15 protein-coding genes are annotated in these 16,550 nt (G+C 46.7%); 7 read left to right on the top strand and 8 right to left on the bottom strand.

Features of this window, described 5'->3' with window-relative positions; genetic code table 11:
• Positions 1–31: 31 nt before the first annotated feature.
• Positions 32–661, bottom strand: coding sequence for a hypothetical protein (locus GZ78_RS20835; RefSeq protein ID WP_034840357.1), 630 nt, complete (start codon positions 659–661; stop codon positions 32–34).
• Complete coding sequence (locus GZ78_RS20830; protein WP_034840354.1) at positions 662–1,423, bottom strand: SURF1 family protein; 762 nt, start codon at positions 1,421–1,423, stop codon at positions 662–664.
• A 60-nt stretch (positions 1,424–1,483) separates the two neighbouring features.
• Here GZ78_RS20830 and GZ78_RS20825 point away from each other — a divergent pair, with 60 nt between their 5' ends.
• Positions 1,484–1,699, top strand: coding sequence for a twin transmembrane helix small protein (locus tag GZ78_RS20825; protein WP_034840351.1), 216 nt, complete (start codon positions 1,484–1,486; stop codon positions 1,697–1,699).
• 49 nt (positions 1,700–1,748) lie between these two features.
• Here the strand turns inward: GZ78_RS20825 and GZ78_RS20820 are convergent, their stop codons facing one another.
• The 4 genes from GZ78_RS20820 to coxB are packed head-to-tail and all read right to left on the bottom strand — an operon-like array spanning position 1,749 to position 5,998.
• On the bottom strand, positions 1,749–2,645 hold the full coding sequence (locus tag GZ78_RS20820; RefSeq protein ID WP_034840348.1) for a cytochrome c oxidase subunit 3: 897 nt from the start codon (positions 2,643–2,645) through the stop codon (positions 1,749–1,751).
• Positions 2,646–2,655: 10 nt separating this feature from the next.
• Complete coding sequence (locus tag GZ78_RS20815) at positions 2,656–3,225, bottom strand: cytochrome c oxidase assembly protein (protein WP_034840345.1); 570 nt, start codon at positions 3,223–3,225, stop codon at positions 2,656–2,658.
• Positions 3,225–4,823, bottom strand: a complete 1,599-nt coding sequence (ctaD, locus tag GZ78_RS20810) for a cytochrome c oxidase subunit I (RefSeq protein WP_034840341.1) — start codon at positions 4,821–4,823, stop codon at positions 3,225–3,227. Before ctaD ends, GZ78_RS20815 begins: the two co-directional genes overlap by 1 nt.
• An 11-nt stretch (positions 4,824–4,834) precedes the next feature.
• Complete coding sequence (coxB, locus tag GZ78_RS20805; protein WP_152558861.1) at positions 4,835–5,998, bottom strand: cytochrome c oxidase subunit II; 1,164 nt, start codon at positions 5,996–5,998, stop codon at positions 4,835–4,837.
• Positions 5,999–7,361: 1,363 nt separating this feature from the next.
• Here coxB and GZ78_RS20800 point away from each other — a divergent pair.
• Complete coding sequence (locus GZ78_RS20800) at positions 7,362–8,012, top strand: hypothetical protein (RefSeq protein WP_152558860.1); 651 nt, start codon at positions 7,362–7,364, stop codon at positions 8,010–8,012.
• Between the two features lie 196 nt (positions 8,013–8,208).
• Here the strand turns inward: GZ78_RS20800 and GZ78_RS20795 are convergent, their stop codons facing one another.
• A complete protein-coding gene (locus tag GZ78_RS20795) occupies positions 8,209–8,478 on the bottom strand; it encodes a YheV family putative zinc ribbon protein (RefSeq protein WP_236631630.1) in 270 nt (89 codons plus the stop codon).
• Positions 8,479–8,872: 394 nt separating this feature from the next.
• Positions 8,873–10,921 (bottom strand): oligopeptidase A, encoded by a 2,049-nt coding sequence (gene prlC / locus GZ78_RS20790; protein ID WP_034840338.1) that lies wholly within the window; start codon positions 10,919–10,921, stop codon positions 8,873–8,875.
• 198 nt (positions 10,922–11,119) lie between these two features.
• On the opposite strand from prlC, the gene GZ78_RS20785 reads away from it, so the two are divergent.
• The 5 genes from GZ78_RS20785 (at position 11,120) to oppB (ending at position 16,547) form a co-directional block, all read left to right on the top strand.
• Positions 11,120–11,674, top strand: a complete 555-nt coding sequence (locus GZ78_RS20785; protein WP_034840335.1) for a gamma carbonic anhydrase family protein — start codon at positions 11,120–11,122, stop codon at positions 11,672–11,674.
• A 441-nt stretch (positions 11,675–12,115) separates the two neighbouring features.
• Entirely contained in the window at positions 12,116–12,343 is a 228-nt protein-coding gene (locus GZ78_RS20780) for a hypothetical protein (RefSeq protein WP_034840330.1), read from the top strand.
• Between the two features lie 172 nt (positions 12,344–12,515).
• On the top strand, positions 12,516–13,106 hold the full coding sequence (locus GZ78_RS20775; protein ID WP_407919814.1) for a YhgN family NAAT transporter: 591 nt from the start codon (positions 12,516–12,518) through the stop codon (positions 13,104–13,106).
• A 716-nt stretch (positions 13,107–13,822) separates the two neighbouring features.
• On the top strand, positions 13,823–15,463 hold the full coding sequence (locus GZ78_RS20770) for an ABC transporter substrate-binding protein (protein WP_051786389.1): 1,641 nt from the start codon (positions 13,823–13,825) through the stop codon (positions 15,461–15,463).
• 157 nt (positions 15,464–15,620) lie between these two features.
• Positions 15,621–16,547: an oligopeptide ABC transporter permease OppB gene (gene oppB / locus GZ78_RS20765; RefSeq protein ID WP_034840584.1), complete on the top strand. Its 927-nt coding sequence runs from the start codon at positions 15,621–15,623 to the stop codon at positions 16,545–16,547.
• Positions 16,548–16,550 lie beyond the last annotated feature (3 nt).

The raw sequence follows: 16,550 nt of genomic DNA, 5'->3' as shown, positions 1-16,550 counted from the left end.
AACACACCTTTCAAGGTCAAGCGATTCAATATCAGCCGATATTGGAAACTTTTAATAACTTCCTTAAATCCTTTAATAAGTCCCCACCGTACTGCCCTGGCTGATACTTCATCATGATGTTGCCCAGGGGATCGACGATATAAAAACCATTAGCAGGCCACTCTTTGTTGTCTAATGCTTTTAACACCGACTCTTTTGTACTGCCTAACCAGATTAAATCAGGGTGTTCACTCAAGACGCTCTGGTTCAACTCAGGGTTTGATGAGGGCGTGATAAAGAGTCGTATAACCCGATCACTCTCGCGACCCAATGCAAGATGAGCTTGCCGGGTTTGATAAAGAGCATCCTTACAAGCCTGATCAGAGCAGGACTCACTGCCAAACACTAAAATTCCCCAACGCCCCTCCAGTGCTTTCAGATCAAACAACGCCTTATTTTTCTCAAGGGCCATGCTTTCAAAGCTGACAGGCGGTAGAAGTAACTCACCTTTATTGGTGCGCCCATCCGGTACAAACTGTGCGCCAAAAAAATAAAAATACCAGGCCAGTCCCATAGCCAATGCAGGCATGAGGATAACCAGAGTCAGCTGCCAGCGACCTTTGTTTCTTTTATCATGGCTGGCGTTTTTATTTGCCGTCTGAGTGGCAATGTCCTGTCCCATTTATTTTTCTCCTCTGCCTGTCGCTGATATCGGTTCCGGCTCTCTGTGAGATCTCATCTGCCAGAGATAGAGTCCAAGCAACACCAGCGCCATTAAAAACCATTGAATAGCGTAACCAAGATGCTTCTGAGAGGTTGTTTTCATCGCCAGAGGACGAACCTGATAAGCCCCAGGCTGATGCTCTGCCAGTCTCAGGATGTAGAAGGGAAGGGACTGTTCCACCGCTTTCCCCATTCGTTCAAAGTTGATGGCCTGGATACGCTTGGGCCAATCTTTTTTCCAGACATCCTCTCCTAGCATGAAAGGTGTCCCCAATAAGCGATACAGCTTTCCTGTTAACTCGATTTCCCCTTCTGGGGTCAATATATCTGGCAGTTTTTCTCTACCTTCAGCAGGCATCCAGCCTCTGTTAATCAGAAGCCACCGGTTGTCATCTGTCTTGAAAGGCATAATCAGGTCATAACCAGCCCGACCTTCATGGACCTGGTTATCAAGGAAAAAAGCACGAGTGGAAAAAAAACGACCACGGATACTTACTGGAAGATACATGGAATCAGCGTAACGACTGACATCGGTCAGGCCGAGTGCCGACATGGTTTGTCGCTCAGACAGGGTCTGCTCAAGCTCAAGCTTCTCCTGATATCGGGACAACTGCCAGAACCCCAGTTTGATTAAAAGAGGTAAAAGCAGCACCACCAACAGCGACAACTTAACGCGATAGCGCATAAAGGGTCGATAACTAAACTGGCTATACTTCAACATCTGGTGCTCTACCAAACTCCACTGTTATTCTGGTCTAAAACGATCAGCAGGGAGCTTTATATGTGGTTAAAAATTATTATTGTTCTTCTTTTTCTAGCAGTGCTGTTCTGCCTGGGCAGAGGTCTGTATTTTTTACTGAAAGGCGAGGGCAGTTCTTCCAAACTGGCTAACTCCCTCACCGCCCGGGTTGGCTTGACCGCTTTGATCATGCTAATCATTGTGGCGGCCTGGCTATTTGGAGACATCCACAGTAATGCTCCCTGGCTGTATCGCTAAACTTTGATATCGGTTCCCGCCACTTCCACCTGGAAGTGACGGACACTTTTCATATCAAATAGACAAAAATAAACAGACCAATCCAGACCACATCCACAAAGTGCCAATACCAACTGGATGCCTCAAAAGCAAAGTGATTCTCCGGCTCAAAATGCCCTTTATAAATACGCACCAGCATAATCAACAACATGGTCGCCCCAAGGGTGACATGAGCTCCGTGAAAACCGGTCAGTATAAAGAACGTTGAGCCATAGATACCCGCACTCAGAGTGAGTCCAAGTTCGTTATAGGCTTCGGCATACTCTTCAAATTGAAAGTAGAGAAACGCAAAGCCCAAAATCAGGGTGAGGATCATCCAAATTTTAACTTTGGTTCTCTCAGCCTTTCTGAGCGCATGATGAGCAATGGTCAGAGTAATACTGGATGCGACCAGCAACAGTGTGTTGATTAGAGGTAAATGAAATGGGTCAATCAATGCCTTGGCACCCGGGAAGGTTTCATTATCCGGGTTGGACATCAGTGGCCAGGCTGCTTCAAATTCAGGCCAGAGATGTTCGTGAGTTGAAGCACCGTCACCCTCACCAGCGAGCCAGGGCACAGCAAAATAACGGACATAGAACAACGTTCCGAAGAATGCTGCAAAGAACATGACCTCCGAAAAGATGAACCACCCCATCCCCCAACGGAAGCTACGGTCCATCTGAGCACTGTAGAGCCCCTTTTGAGACTCCTCAATGACATTACTGAACCAGCCAAACAGCATATAGGCCATGATCAGGGAGCCACCGAAAAACACATAATGAGCAAACGAGTCTTTTACCCCGGCAGACATGTCATTCATCATCATGCCTGCACCCAACAGCATGGTAAAAAGGCCTATCGAAGCAATGATCGGCCACTTACTCTGAGCCGGAACATAATAGGTACCTTCACCTTCTTGAGCCATCAGAATCTCCTCAGGACGGCAATGTCCTCTCTCCCATTGTCGTCACGTCAAACAGGGTGTACGACAGTGTCAGTTTGGTGATATGCCGGGGTAATGCCTGATCCACAATAATTCTCAGCGGCATGATTTTTTCTTGACCTGCTTCCAAAGTCTGGGTGGTGAAGCAGAAACATTCCACTTTGTGCAAATAGTTAGTGGCCTGAAAGGGCGAGACGCTGGGGATGGCCTGACCAATCATTCGTTCTCCGGTGGGGTTGCGAGCAAAAAACTCCAATTGCCCCACCTGACCAGGATGCACTGTCACTTCCGTAACATTGGGCTTAAAGTCCCAACTCATCCCTGCATTTTTTGTAGCCACAAACTGCACTTTAATCTTTCGGCTGGTATCCACTTCAGCCGTTTCTGCGTCGTACTGGTAAGGATTTGGGTCGGTTTTACCGTTGAGTCCTGTGACCTTACAAAACACGTTGTAAATCGGGACCATGGCAAAACCGAAGCCAAACATTCCGCCAGCTACCAGACCCGTTTTGAGTACAGTTCGGCGCGACAGATCGACCGGGCCGTCATCCTTCTCACTCATTACTTCACATCCGGTGGTGTAGTGAAGGTGTGATAAGGCATTGGCGAGGGCAAACTCCATTCCAGGCCTTCTGCGCCTTCCCAACTTTCATCTTTGGCTTTTTCCCCACCTCTGATGCACTTGATTACGATAAACAAGAACAGCAACTGGGTGGTTCCGAACATAAACCCGCCCATACTGGCAATCATGTTAAAGTCCGCAAACTGCAGAGCGTAATCAGGAATACGACGAGGCATTCCTGCCAGCCCAACAAAGTGCATGGGGAAGAAGGTCAGATTCATGCCAATAAATGACATCCAGAAGTGTGTCTTGCCCAACGTCTCGTCATACATATGACCTGTCCACTTGGGCAACCAGTAATAAACCGCAGCAAAAATGGCAAATATCGCTCCGGGTACCAGTACATAGTGGAAATGAGCAACTACAAAATAAGTGTCATGGTACTGGAAGTCTGCAGGCGCAATAGCCAGCATCAACCCTGAAAAACCACCAATCGTAAACAGCACCACAAAAGCAATACTGAACAGCATGGGCGTTTCAAAGGTCATAGCCCCCCTGAACATCGTAGTGACCCAGTTAAAGACTTTTACACCGGTCGGCACAGCAATCAGCAGGGTGGCGTACATGAAGAACAGTTCGCCCACCAGCGGAATACCTACAGTAAACATATGGTGCGCCCATACGATAAACGACAGAAATGCAATACTTGCAGTGGCATACACCATTGAGGTGTAACCAAACAGAGGTTTTCTGGCAAATGTCGGCAGTATGGCTGAAACGATCCCGAAGGAAGGCAGAATCATGATGTACACTTCCGGATGCCCGAAGAACCAGAAAATGTGTTGGAACAGAACGGGGTCACCGCCGCCACCGGCATTAAAGAAGCTGGTGCCAAAGTGAATGTCCATCAGCATCATGGTTACAGCGCCTGCCAACACTGGCATAACCGCTATCAGCAAATAAGCTGTAATCAGCCATGTCCATACGAACAGAGGCATCTTCATCATGGTCATGCCAGGAGCCCGCAGGTTCAATATAGTGGCGATAATATTAATCGCCCCCATGATTGACGAGATCCCCAGCATATGGATGGCAAAGATAAAGAAAGTAGTGGACGGTGGCGCATACGTGGTGGATAGAGGCGCATAGAATGTCCAACCAAAGTTAGGACCGCCCCCTTCCATAAACAGTGTGCTGACCAGCATCACTGCAGCAAAAGGCAGAATCCAGAAGCTCCAGTTATTCATCCTTGGCAGAGCCATATCTGGCGCGCCAATCATCAAAGGAATCATCCAGTTGGCCAGCCCGACAAAGGCAGGCATGACCGCACCGAACACCATAATGAGACCATGCATGGTCGTCATCTGATTGAAAAACCCGGGGTCTACAATCTGCATACCCGGCTGGAACAGTTCTGCCCGAATGACCATCGCCATCGCACCACCGGTCAGGAACATAATAAAACTGAACCAGAGATACATGGTGCCTATATCTTTATGGTTCGTAGTCAGCACCCAGCGCATCAGTCCCTTGGCGGGACCGTGATGATCATGATGCTCGTTTGATTTTCCGTTAGTCGTGTCTGTCACAGCAGTCATGGTTGCATTCCTCACAGTCCAGCCTGATGTGGGTTTAATGTCGGCTTGTTAACCGTCGTTTGACTATCAACTGGGGACTTACCTGAGCTTTCAGTGTCTGCTGCCTTGTGCTCTTCGTTGGATAAGTACTGCCCAGTTTGCTTGTATTCCAGTATCTGCTTGGGTGTAATCAGATCACCGGTATTATTACCCCACGCGTTTCTTTCGTAGGTAATAACAGCGGCTATATCCACTTCACTTAACTGAGCAGCAAAGGCCTGCATGGCGGTGCCTTTTTTACCGTTCACCACAATATCGATATGAGCTTTAATCTGATCTTTCTCGATGGCCATCTTCGAGCCTTTGAGGGCAGGGAAGATCGGAGGCATACCAGCACCATTCACCTGATGACAGGCCGCACAGACTCTTTCGTAAGTCTTTTTACCTCGCTCCATCAGTTCAGCCATCGTCCAGTCTTTACTGGTCAGCTCTCGCTCTTTGGCAGCCGCTTCCTTTTTCTCATTTAGCCATGTTGCGTAATCTTCAGGTGTTCTGACATCGACCACAATTGGCATAAAGCCATGGTCCTTTCCACAAAGTTCTGCACACTGACCACGATAAATCCCGGGGCGGTCTATCTTGGTCCAGGCTTCGTTAATAAAGCCTGGAATAGCATCCCGTTTTACCGCAAATGCAGGAACCCACCAGGAGTGAATAACATCTGCAGCCGTGACCAGGAACCGGACTTTTTTACCAGTAGGTAATACCAGAGGTTCGTCTACTTCGAGAAGGTAATTGGGATCTTTACTGCGAATGTTATAAATCTGTTCTGAAGGCGTTTTCAGATTACTAAAGAAGGAGACTTCTTCACCCAGATATTCATACTGCCACTTCCATTGATAGCCCGTAATCTTGATATCAATTTCAGCTTCGTCAGTATCATAAATATCAATCAATGTTTTTGTTGCTGGAATAGCCATACCCACCAGAATTAAAAATGGGATGGTCGTCCACAGTATTTCAACCAACGTGCTTTCATGAAATGGATGCGGCTTTACTCCTCTTGATTTACGGTGCATCAAGATGGAGTAAAACATTACACCAAATACAACTATCCCTATCACGACACATATAATAAATATGGCCATGTGGAGATCATAAATGGATTTGCTGACGGCGGTGACTCCCTCCGTCATATTGACTTCCCAATCAGCAAAAACGCGAGAGGGAATCAGAAAACCTGAGAGGCTGGCCAACAACCATGAGAAAGATTGACCAACGCCTTTCTGCGTAGAAAGTCGTTTTCTGAAATTTAGGCGAGTTAAAGAAATCAAGACGTTGCTTGATCTCAGCCATAACAATAATGACCGACTTATTTGAAAAATGCTGCCATATCGGAACCTCGCCACTTGTAACATCCGGGGTGGGCGATATTTACCGCTCATGCTTTTCGTCCAGCTTACGGCAGCTTTTATCAAAAGAAAGAGAGCTAGTGCGTGCTGCATCATTCCCTTACATCCCCTGACTGTCCGCCCAGACCAGGCGGAGACTTCTTATTATTATTGAGCAGACCCATAGCCTTGCTTTCAGAGGTGTTGGAGCAGTAACCGAAAGGATCTGGGCAGATTTATCTGCATACCAGAACAGCGCTTACTGACTTGATTTATTGTCTTTAGCTCCCATCGTCCATATTTGTCCCTAATGGACAGGAGCTGTCACAGCATCTTGCCTGAAAAACCTCAGCGCACTTAACGAACAGACCTTCCAACCAGCTGTTTGCCTGTTATTTCTTTTATGTCTTGGAGAAAAAGAAATAACCCAGCTTATAGCTGCCTTCGGAAGCCTAAAGTGCCAATATTCAATCGCAAGCGACCGTTAAGTAACTGACAACGTCATACTACTTCGGACCCAACCTGCAAAACCCACAACACAGGAACACCCTGCAAATACCAATACCCTTGAGACACATTGCATGACAATTAAGTCTGACAATAATCGCTCAATGAGTATAGTCCCAGAACCTCATTAAACAACATGATTGCAGGAAATGAAAAGAGTCTTGTAAAAAATATCTTGAATTAAACTGTCACTTGTCGTTTAAATAAAGATAGGGAAATTTTAATTACTCATAATCTGGAGTATTAATAGAAGAGTCAATCGACAGTAGAGCTCTGTTCATTTAATTAAAAAACAACCAGTCAGGCTTCACTTTAAATTTTTCTAATGCTTGCCTATAGCTTTGTGACTCCTATCACGGATTGGAACATCCATTTAGCTTCTTAATAAACCCTTCACGACCCATTCAAGAACACTCATCAGAATCAGCTTTTTAAGCATATATAGTGCGTCATTTTTTTGACTGCACAATCGCTTGCACTTTTTCATTTTTATCGGGTTTTACAGTCTTTTTTTATTTTAACTTTAATGAATAAAAGATCTTCATATTATGAAAAAGGAGTATTTAAAAAAGCTTGTGTTCTAGTTAGCACTATGGTCTTTTATCACCTTCACAAAGACGTTGCAGTACCCATTCTAATATCAACCGCAACGGAGACAATCATGGACGTGCAGGCTATTAGCAATCTGATCGATTGCGCCCGAAAGCATGAAGAAGGCTCAAGCCATCTTCAGTCGCTTGTCTGTCAGCAACTGGAACAGTTGCACCATACTATTGAACTGCCCGAAGACATGGCCTGTGAAACGCTGCTGAAATTTGCAGATGAATACATTGATCATGTACCCAATTTTCTTGAAGCGCTGGACCAGGCTTCATTGGAACTGGGCATCGAGAGCTTTATATCCCCTTTCCTGAGCATCGCTGAAGAGAACTTTCTGGCACCTGTTCTGCAATCCCAGAATAATGTGGGATTGTTTGATCTGCTGGATAAGGCCTACTTTGCTCACCGACTGATCGAAGAAGTAAACGACAGCTATCTATCCAAAACGGGGGGCACGCTGATCACCATGAATATGACATGGGCCAACTTGATTATTCATGCCATTCTGGGTGAAGAATTTGGTAATGAGCTGGACAAGATCGTTGAGCAAACCGTAAAACAAGTGATGCGTTCGCAGGAAATTTATAACGATCGCATGTTCAAAGACTTCGTCAATAACCGAAATCCAGAACAATGGGTATCCACCTGCTCAAAATGGAATTGCCTCTCAAGTCGTATGAGCATTGAACTGAAGTTTACGTCAGCAGCCTGAACCTGATCGCTGGCGATTGAAGTCATTGACCCATTGAAGTCATTAACCCATTGAAGTCATTGACCTATTGAAGTAGACGTTAATGCAAAGGACTTTTGAAAATACGCTTGTCAGGCCCATGAAGCCCAGGCGCTTTGCTTAAGCAAAGCACCACAACCCAAAAGGTTTTTGACAATATCTGTTTTCGAAATCAAGGCTATTGATCCAGTATACGTACGATCTGAACACCGTTGTCCTTGTTAGCATCATCATTCGACTTCTCATCTTCTGGGGAGACCCTCGTCACTGGAGGTTTCCCCGCAAGAGAAGGGTCTTTTTCCATCTCATCTGAAAATCCGCAATCGACGCATTCGCGATAGTTCTCACCACTCTCACTGTACATTCTCACGGAATCCTGATGACCACAGGATGGGCAAACAGCTCCGGCAATAAATCTTTTGGTTGTCATAACTTCAATAAGACTCAAACTAGATGCTCTCTTTATCTGATATTCTACAGAGCAATTTTTGCGAAAAATCGAGTGCCTCCTTTCGCTGAGCAAAGTTCCAACTTCAAGGCATTCATCAAGGGCGCAATATAACTCAGACTCTCTTTTCGAGCACTAGGAGGCTGACCGAGAATAGCGTCCGAGCATAAAATTCAGTAAAACGAGTCAACTTTTTCGTTGAATTTGTGCGAATAGTTGACCTATTTAAGCAAATTCAACGGAAAAGATGGCCGCTCTTTCTGGATTTCAAGCCGAAATTGTCTTAAGTCCGACAGACTCCTATGGGCCTTAAAACAAAAAAGCCCTCAGGGCTGATAACCCCGGGGCTTAATGGCTTCAACTATAAAAGAGCCTTTGACTCCCCCCCTTATGTTCAGGCAGAAATACCTGAGTGACGCAGCAGGGCATCGACTTCTGGCTCTCGGCCCCGGAAATTCACAAACAGTTCCATAGGCTCAGAAGAACCGCCTTTCTCCAGAATTTCATGAAGGAAGGACTCACCGGTCTGGCTATTGAAAATTCCTTCTTCTTCAAATCGGGAAAATGCATCCGCAGACAGTACTTCAGCCCATTTATAGCTGTAGTAGCCCGCCGCATAACCACCGGCAAAGATATGGCTGAACCCGTGCTGGAAGCGATTGAAGGCTGGAGGAGTAACTACCGATACCTGGCTACGAACGTCATCCAGAATCTCCTGAACTGTTTTCCCGTCACTCCCGCTAAATGGAGAGTTTTTGTGCAGTTTAAAATCGAACAGTGAAAATTCCAGCTGACGAACCATCATCATCGCGGACTGGAAATTTTTAGCAGCCAGCAATTTATCCAGTTTGTCTTTGGGCAGAGGTTCACCGGTTTCAAAATGACCGGAGATCAAAGCCAGGCCTTCTTCTTCCCAGCACCAGTTTTCCAAAAACTGACTGGGTAATTCTACGGCATCCCATGCAACACCATTGATGCCGGATACCGCAGAATAATCAACCTGAGTCAGCATGTGGTGCAGACCATGACCAAACTCGTGGAACAGGGTCACGACTTCATCGTGAGTCAACAGAGCAGGCTGATCACCAACAGGGGGAGTGAAGTTACACGTCAGGTAGGCCACAGGCAGCTGGATTTTATTCCCGATCTTGCGACGTACCCGGCACTCATCCATCCAAGCACCACCGCGCTTATGTTCGCGGGCAAACAGGTCCAGATAGAAGCGACCTATCACTCCCCCTTCGCGAACCACATTAAAGAAACTGACATCTTTGTGCCAGGTTTCAACATCAGTCACTTTCTCAAAAGAGATGCCAAACAGACGCTCAACGACAGAGAACATACCACTGACTGCTTTCTCTGACGGGAACCAGGGGCGCAATTCTTCCTGAGAAATAGCATAACGCTGCTGCCTGAGTTTCTCGCCATAGTAACCAATGTCCCACGCTTGCAGGTCTTCAGCCCCATGCTCTTCTTTGGCAAACGCTTTCAGTTCGTTCAGTTCTTTTTCAGCCTGAGGCTTACTTTTGTGGGCCAGATCTTCCAGAAACTCCATCACTTTATCCGTGGTATCTGCCATTTTGGTGGCCAGGGAGTATTCTGCATAGTTGTTGAAATCCAGCAGCTCAGCCAGCTCCTGGCGTAACGTCAGGATTTCATTAATATTGTCTGAGTTATCAAATTCACCGGCATTGGGACCCTGATCTGATGCCCGGGTACTGAATGCGGTATAAACCTCTTCTCGCAATTTACGGTTGTCTGCATAGGTAATCACAGGAAAGTAGCTGGGGAAATCCAGGTTGAGCATCCAACCCTCACTGTGACCTTTAGACTCTGCCAGCTGTCTCGCTCCTGCCAGTGCCGATTCAGGCAACCCGGCCAGCTCTGATTCATCCGTAACCAACTTGGACCAGGCCATGGTGGCGTCCAGCACATTGTCAGAGAACTTGCTTGTCAGTTCAGAAAGACGTTTCTGAATGTCACCGTAACGCACTTTCTTTTCTTCCGGCAGGGCAACACCCGCCAGCTTGAAGTCACGAAGATTATCGGTAATGACTTTCTGTTGAGCTTTATCCAGGGTTTGGAACTCGGGGGACTGAGAAAGTTTCAGATAAGCCTGGTAGAGATTCTGATTCTGTCCCAGACGAGTTGAGTACTCAGAAAGTAGAGGAAGGCAGGCATTATAAGCATCTCTCAACTCGTCGGTGTTAACGACTGCATTCATATGCCCAACAGGAGACCACGCCTGACTCAACCTGTCTCCCAGGCTGTCCATTGGCTCTTGCAGCGTGTTCCAGCTGAACGTTTGAGTCTTGTCAGACAGTAAAGCCTCTACCGCCTGCTCACTTTCAAAAATGATCGACTCAACAGCTGGCTTCACATGCTCCGGTTTGATTTTGGCAAAGGGAGGCAGTTCACAGATTTCCAGCAGTGGGTTACTCATAGTTCAGGTGCTCTTCTGTTAGTTCTTATTATGTCTATGGGTGCAGGATTATCGGTTTTCAAGGACAATGCAATACTTGAAAAATATGTGTAGCCCGCACCGGGTGACCAGAAAGCTATGGAGTCCTTTTAAACAGGGCTCATCTACAGAAGCCTTTGATCTCCTGGCCAGACAACAAAGAACAGAGCGATTGACACTATGAGTAGCCGTTCCATCAGAGCCTTCAGGGGCCATACCCCAAAACTGGGTGACCGAGTATTTGTTGATGAAACCGCTCTGGTACTGGGTGACGTAGAGATTGGAGAAGACAGCTCAGTATGGCCTATGGCGGTTGTTCGAGGAGATATGCACCGCATACGTATCGGCTCACGCACCAGTATACAGGATGGTTCTGTCCTGCATATCACCCATGCCAGCTCTTTTAATCCTGACGGTTACCCCCTGATCATTGGTGATGAAGTCACTGTCGGCCACAAGGTTACTTTGCATGGCTGCACCATTCACAATCGCTGTTTGATAGGTATTGGAGCGGTCGTGATGGATGGAGCCATTGTCGAGGAGGAAGTGATTGTTGCAGCAGGCTGTCTGGTTCCTCCAGGTAAACGACTGGAAAGTGGGTATGTTTACAAAGGCAACCCAGCCCAGAAAGTTCGCCCGGTCAGTGAAAAAGAAAAGGCCTTCTTTTCCTATGGTGCAGGCAACTACGTGAAACTGAAAGACGAATACCTGACACTGAATCCTGAAAATTCATAAAGCCATTCCAATTTATGAAATTTCCGGGTTAGAAGCTTTTGTGATTTTGTTTTCGCGCTCAGGGTTTGGGGAAGGTGACTCAAAAAACACTGAGCCGCAAAACAAAATATCAACAGGCCCTAAGGAATAGTCCGTAAATAACTTCCTTATTTGACCAGCCCCCGTTTGGGCTGAGCCTGTCAAAGCCCATAGCCGCCAACCTTCGACAGGCTCAGAGTGAACGGACGTTCTATTTTTATCGGGAAGTTATTTCAAGACAAATCCTAACCAGTGGTTTCTGCACATTATTAATATGCGTAATTCAGTTTCTTTATTAACACCAAATAGAATTAGAAAAGTATTTTTTATAAAATTAAAGAATATAAAACGATAGTATTACAGACATTCGGGATCTCCAGACCTAGTCTTCCAAGATCAGTAGATGATTTTGGGAGTTTAATAATGAGTAATGCCATCAAACCCATCGACACTTCCGCTACCCACCAGACCCAAACCAATTGGGTGGCTGACAGCCAGCTGGATAATCAAGAAATTTACAATGCTGAAAAACAGGCTGAGAAGTTTCATGAGAATCTCAGCGCTCAAACCGCCGAACAAAGCTCAGGATACGTTAAAGACAAACAGGCCAGGCTGGCATTGTTAGTTGCCCAGAAAAACTTCGTTATCTGAAACACTTTGCAATCAGGCATCTCCCCACGCCCATATCATCACACTTTGCTTCCTGGTAAATAGGTGGTGCCTCGTATACTGAAGAATAAGTCTCAATTGGTTTTTTAAAGATCAGATGATATAAGCCCGCTCAATCCTTTAAATTCTAATTTTTCGAGTCTGAGCTGCACTGATGGAAATCTACTCCACAGCCATATTGCTGTTCCTAATTATGGATCCGCTCGGCAATATGCCCATATTTATCTCTGTTCTTAAAACGGTTCCTCCCAGACGTCGGGCCAAAATCCTGATGCGAGAGATGCTGATTGCTCTGCTGATTCTGGTGATCTTCCTGTTTCTGGGTGATGCCATGCTACGCACTCTGCATCTGAGACAGGAAGCCGTCAGTATTGCCGGGGCGATAATCCTGTTTATTATCGCAATCAAGATGATTTTCCCTCCCAGTCGTGGTGGCGGTATTATGGGTGATACCCCCGATGGTGAGCCTTTTATTGTTCCTCTGGCTACGCCTCTGATTGCAGGCCCATCCATTCTGGCCACCTTGATTCTACTGGGTAATCAGCATCCGGGTGAGCAGAGTAAACTGGTTACAGCACTGCTGATTGCCTGGGGTACTTCTGCAGCTATCCTGCTTTGCTCAGGCCAATTCATGAGAGTATTGGGTAACCGTGGTGTATTTGCGATTGAGCGTCTGATGGGGATGATCCTGGTCATGCTTTCCGTGCAGATGTTTATGGACGGCATCGCCAACTATCTGGGCTGAGTCTCGTCTATTTGGAGGCTGTTACATGGCAGCCTCCAAAAGTACAACCTGCAAAATAAGTCACAACCTATATCTTGCATAAGAAATACTTATCGCCAAAAAGCCCAAATAACCGTTATAACTTCACCAGCATAAACAAGCTGCCTCATATCGCCCAATAGCGCCCATCACTACCCTCTAGAAATAAATCAGCTGATTTACCTGTTTTTATAACGTTTTCAAAGAGTTAACCTGTTCGGACGATGCGGGCTTTACGTACTTTTGTTCAAAAACCTTCTTGATCCTTATAACAACTTTTAGTTATATTCAGTGACCCGCTCATTGCGATTCGGTTTTTCCTTATCAAAAACAAAGAATCCGAAGATTTTATAGCAGTGAACGGTGAAGACTTCCGTATTCAGGATTTACATTCGGGATCAGGCAGTACCCGGCGGAATTGACGACAAGCGTACAATAAATATAAGCAGTCCCTGGTCATGATTTTTTACTCAGGTTTAGATCATCAAACAGGGTGTGATAAAGCGGCAATGCACAGGATCGTGTATTACTCGTCTTGCACTGGCAGATCTGCCAGACAAAGGAGCTCGACCAAGAATAGATCGCTCGAACCCTATTCTCGATCAGGCTCCCAGCAGCTCCCGCCCATGACCATAACTCCAACCAGAATTATGCGTTGACCGCTAACAGGCCGGTCATCGAATGAAGGGGATAACAATATGAAGAAGCCATTCAAGGCTCTGAAGCTTGCCGGCATTCCGGCTTTGACACTGGCAGCCAGCATCATGGCCGTCACCAACGCAAACGCTGCGATTGTTCCAGCAGGTACACAACTGGCACAAGCCCAGGAGCTGGTTCGCGGCAACGGTGCAGAGCCCGCTTCCATCGATCCCCAGAAAGTAGAGGGCGTTCCTGGCTCCAGCGTAACCAAAGATCTCTTTGAAGGTCTGGTTACCCAAGACGCAGACGGCAACACTATCCCAGGTCAGGCTGAAAGCTGGACTGTCTCTGAAGACAATAAAGTATTTACATTTAAAATTCGTGACACCGCTCAGTGGTCCAACGGAGACCCGGTAACAGCCGGTGATTTCGTTTTCGCTTTTCAGCGCGCAGTGGATCCTGAAACGGCTTCCCGTTATGCCTGGTTCATGGAAATCCCAACCATCGTAAACGCTTCTGCCATTGTCAAAGGCAAAAAGCCTGCTGATAGCCTGGGCGTAAAAGCGATTGATGACAAAACTTTCCAGGTCACTCTGGAAAAGCCTGTTCCTTATTTCATCAAGATGCTGGCTCACCAGACCACCTTCCCGGTACCACAGAAAATTGTTGAAAAGTTTGGTGACCACTGGACCCGTCCAGGCAACATGGTCTCCAACGGTGCTTACAAACTGGCTGATTGGCGTGTTAACGAAAAAATCGTTCTGGAGCGTAATAGCAACTACTGGAACGACAAGGAAACAGTCATCAATAAAGTGACCTATCTGCCTATCGTCAGCACTACTTCAGAATTGAATCGCTATAAGGCTGATGAGGTGGATATGACTAATCTCATTCCAGTTGAGCACTTCAAATCGCTGAAGAAGCAAATCCCGAATGAAGTGAAAGTGACACCTTATCTGGGTACCTACTACTATACCTTCAACACCAAACGTAAACCGTTTGATGATGCACGCGTTCGTAAAGCTCTGTCTTATGCCATCAACCGTGACGCCATCAGCAAATACGTTAAAGGTCAGGGTGAAAAGCCTGCTTATACCTTCACTCCAGAAACCGTCAGTGGCTTCGTACCTCCTACCACTGACTACAGCAAAATGACTCAGGGTGAACGTAACGCTGAAGCCAAGCGTCTTCTGTCTGAAGCGGGTTACGGCCCAGACAAGCCTCTGAAATTTGACCTGCTGTACAACACGGATGAAGCCCACAAGAAAGTAGCTATCGCCATCGCTCAAATGTGGAAGCCTCTGGGTGTGAAGGTCACTCTGGTCAATCAGGAATGGAAAACTTTCCTCGATTCCCGTAACGACGGCAAGTTCGATGTGGCTCGTGCTGGCTGGATTGGCGACTACAATGAAGCCTCCACCATGCTGGACCTGAACACTTCAACTCATGGCCAGAATGATTCCCAGTTTGTTAACCAGATGTACGACAAGCTGATGTCCGAATCCAGAGTTGTGACCAGCGATGAAGAGCGCTCTCATCTTTACACTGAAGCCGAAAAGATTCTGGCTGACGAGATGCCTGTAGCTCCTATCTATCAATACGTCACCAGTCGACTGGTTAAACCTTACGTAGGCGGTTACCCGATGAGCAATGTTGAGGACAACGTTTACACCAGAGATCTGTTTATCAAGAAGCATTAATCCCTCTGGTGTAGAAAGCCCCTGGTTCCCATGCTCCTGCATGGGAACCCATACTGAACTTCGATAGTGCAGAACCTGACTTTATAGGGTTATGCATTCCCATGCTGAAGCCTGGGAACGAGTTGTTGAGGGGACACATCTAATTAACGGTGTACCTATGTTTACTTTTATTCTCAAACGCATTGGCGTTGCCATTCCGACACTGTTCATTCTCGTTCTGTTGTCGTTCTTTCTCATGCAAATGGCGCCAGGCAGCCCTTTTACCGGTGATTTCAATATGCCACCGGAAATTCTGGCCAACCTGGAAGCCAAATATCACCTCGACAAGCCACTCTGGCAACAATTTGCCTATTACCTGAAAGACCTTCTGCAGGGCGATCTGGGACCGTCTTTCAAGTACAAGGACTACACAGTTAACGAACTGGTTGCCCAGAGTTTTCCTGTTTCTATTACTATTGGCTCGCTGGCATTTCTTGTCACTGTTTTAATGGGCGTTGGCCTTGGAACTCTGGCAGCCTTGAGACAGAATTCCTGGATCGACTACACCGTTATGACCTTCTCTATGGTCGGTGTTGTACTTCCTTCCTTTGTTATTGCTCCGCTGATGGTGCTGATTTTTTCCATCAGCCTGAAATGGCTGCCTGCGGGTGGCTGGAACGATGGCAGCTGGCAGAACATGGTGCTTCCTGTTGCCGCCATGGCCATACTTTATGTAGCCGCCGTCGCCCGTATCATGCGCTCCAGTATGATTGAAACTCTGAACAGTAACTTTATCCGTACTGCTCGGGCCAAGGGGCTGCCAAGACGACACATTATTTTCAAACACGCCCTGAAGCCTGCGCTGCTGCCCGTTGTTTCTTATCTTGGCCCGGCATTCGTAGGCATTATCACTGGCTCCGTTGTTATTGAAACAGTGTTTGGCCTGCCCGGCATTGGCCAGCACTTTGTTAACGGTGCTCTGAACAGGGACTACTCCCTGGTACTGGGACTGACTATCATCATTGGATCACTGACCATCCTGTTCACCGCTGTCGTCGATATCCTTTATGGGCTGATCGATCCAAAAATCAGGGTAGGGAGTTAAATC

Origin of the sequence: Endozoicomonas numazuensis (assembly GCF_000722635.1) — a bacterium.
GTDB classification, from domain to species: domain Bacteria; phylum Pseudomonadota; class Gammaproteobacteria; order Pseudomonadales; family Endozoicomonadaceae; genus Endozoicomonas_A; species Endozoicomonas_A numazuensis.
The sequence above is the reverse complement of the archived record's forward strand: the minus strand, read 5'-3'. Positions and strand labels throughout refer to the sequence as shown.

Coding starts and splice junctions, on each gene's coding strand:
- GZ78_RS20835 (WP_034840357.1), bottom strand. CDS start 661: ATGGGACAGGACATTGCCACTCAGACGGCAAATAAAAACGCCAGCCAT.
- GZ78_RS20830 (WP_034840354.1), bottom strand. CDS start 1,423: ATGTTGAAGTATAGCCAGTTTAGTTATCGACCCTTTATGCGCTATCGC.
- GZ78_RS20825 (WP_034840351.1), top strand. CDS start 1,484: ATGTGGTTAAAAATTATTATTGTTCTTCTTTTTCTAGCAGTGCTGTTC.
- GZ78_RS20820 (WP_034840348.1), bottom strand. CDS start 2,645: ATGGCTCAAGAAGGTGAAGGTACCTATTATGTTCCGGCTCAGAGTAAG.
- GZ78_RS20815 (WP_034840345.1), bottom strand. CDS start 3,225: ATGAGTGAGAAGGATGACGGCCCGGTCGATCTGTCGCGCCGAACTGTA.
- ctaD (WP_034840341.1), bottom strand. CDS start 4,823: ATGACTGCTGTGACAGACACGACTAACGGAAAATCAAACGAGCATCAT.
- coxB (WP_152558861.1), bottom strand. CDS start 5,998: ATGACGGAGGGAGTCACCGCCGTCAGCAAATCCATTTATGATCTCCAC.
- GZ78_RS20800 (WP_152558860.1), top strand. CDS start 7,362: ATGGACGTGCAGGCTATTAGCAATCTGATCGATTGCGCCCGAAAGCAT.
- prlC (WP_034840338.1), bottom strand. CDS start 10,921: ATGAGTAACCCACTGCTGGAAATCTGTGAACTGCCTCCCTTTGCCAAA.
- GZ78_RS20785 (WP_034840335.1), top strand. CDS start 11,120: ATGAGTAGCCGTTCCATCAGAGCCTTCAGGGGCCATACCCCAAAACTG.
- GZ78_RS20780 (WP_034840330.1), top strand. CDS start 12,116: ATGAGTAATGCCATCAAACCCATCGACACTTCCGCTACCCACCAGACC.
- GZ78_RS20775 (WP_407919814.1), top strand. CDS start 12,516: ATGGAAATCTACTCCACAGCCATATTGCTGTTCCTAATTATGGATCCG.
- GZ78_RS20770 (WP_051786389.1), top strand. CDS start 13,823: ATGAAGAAGCCATTCAAGGCTCTGAAGCTTGCCGGCATTCCGGCTTTG.
- oppB (WP_034840584.1), top strand. CDS start 15,621: ATGTTTACTTTTATTCTCAAACGCATTGGCGTTGCCATTCCGACACTG.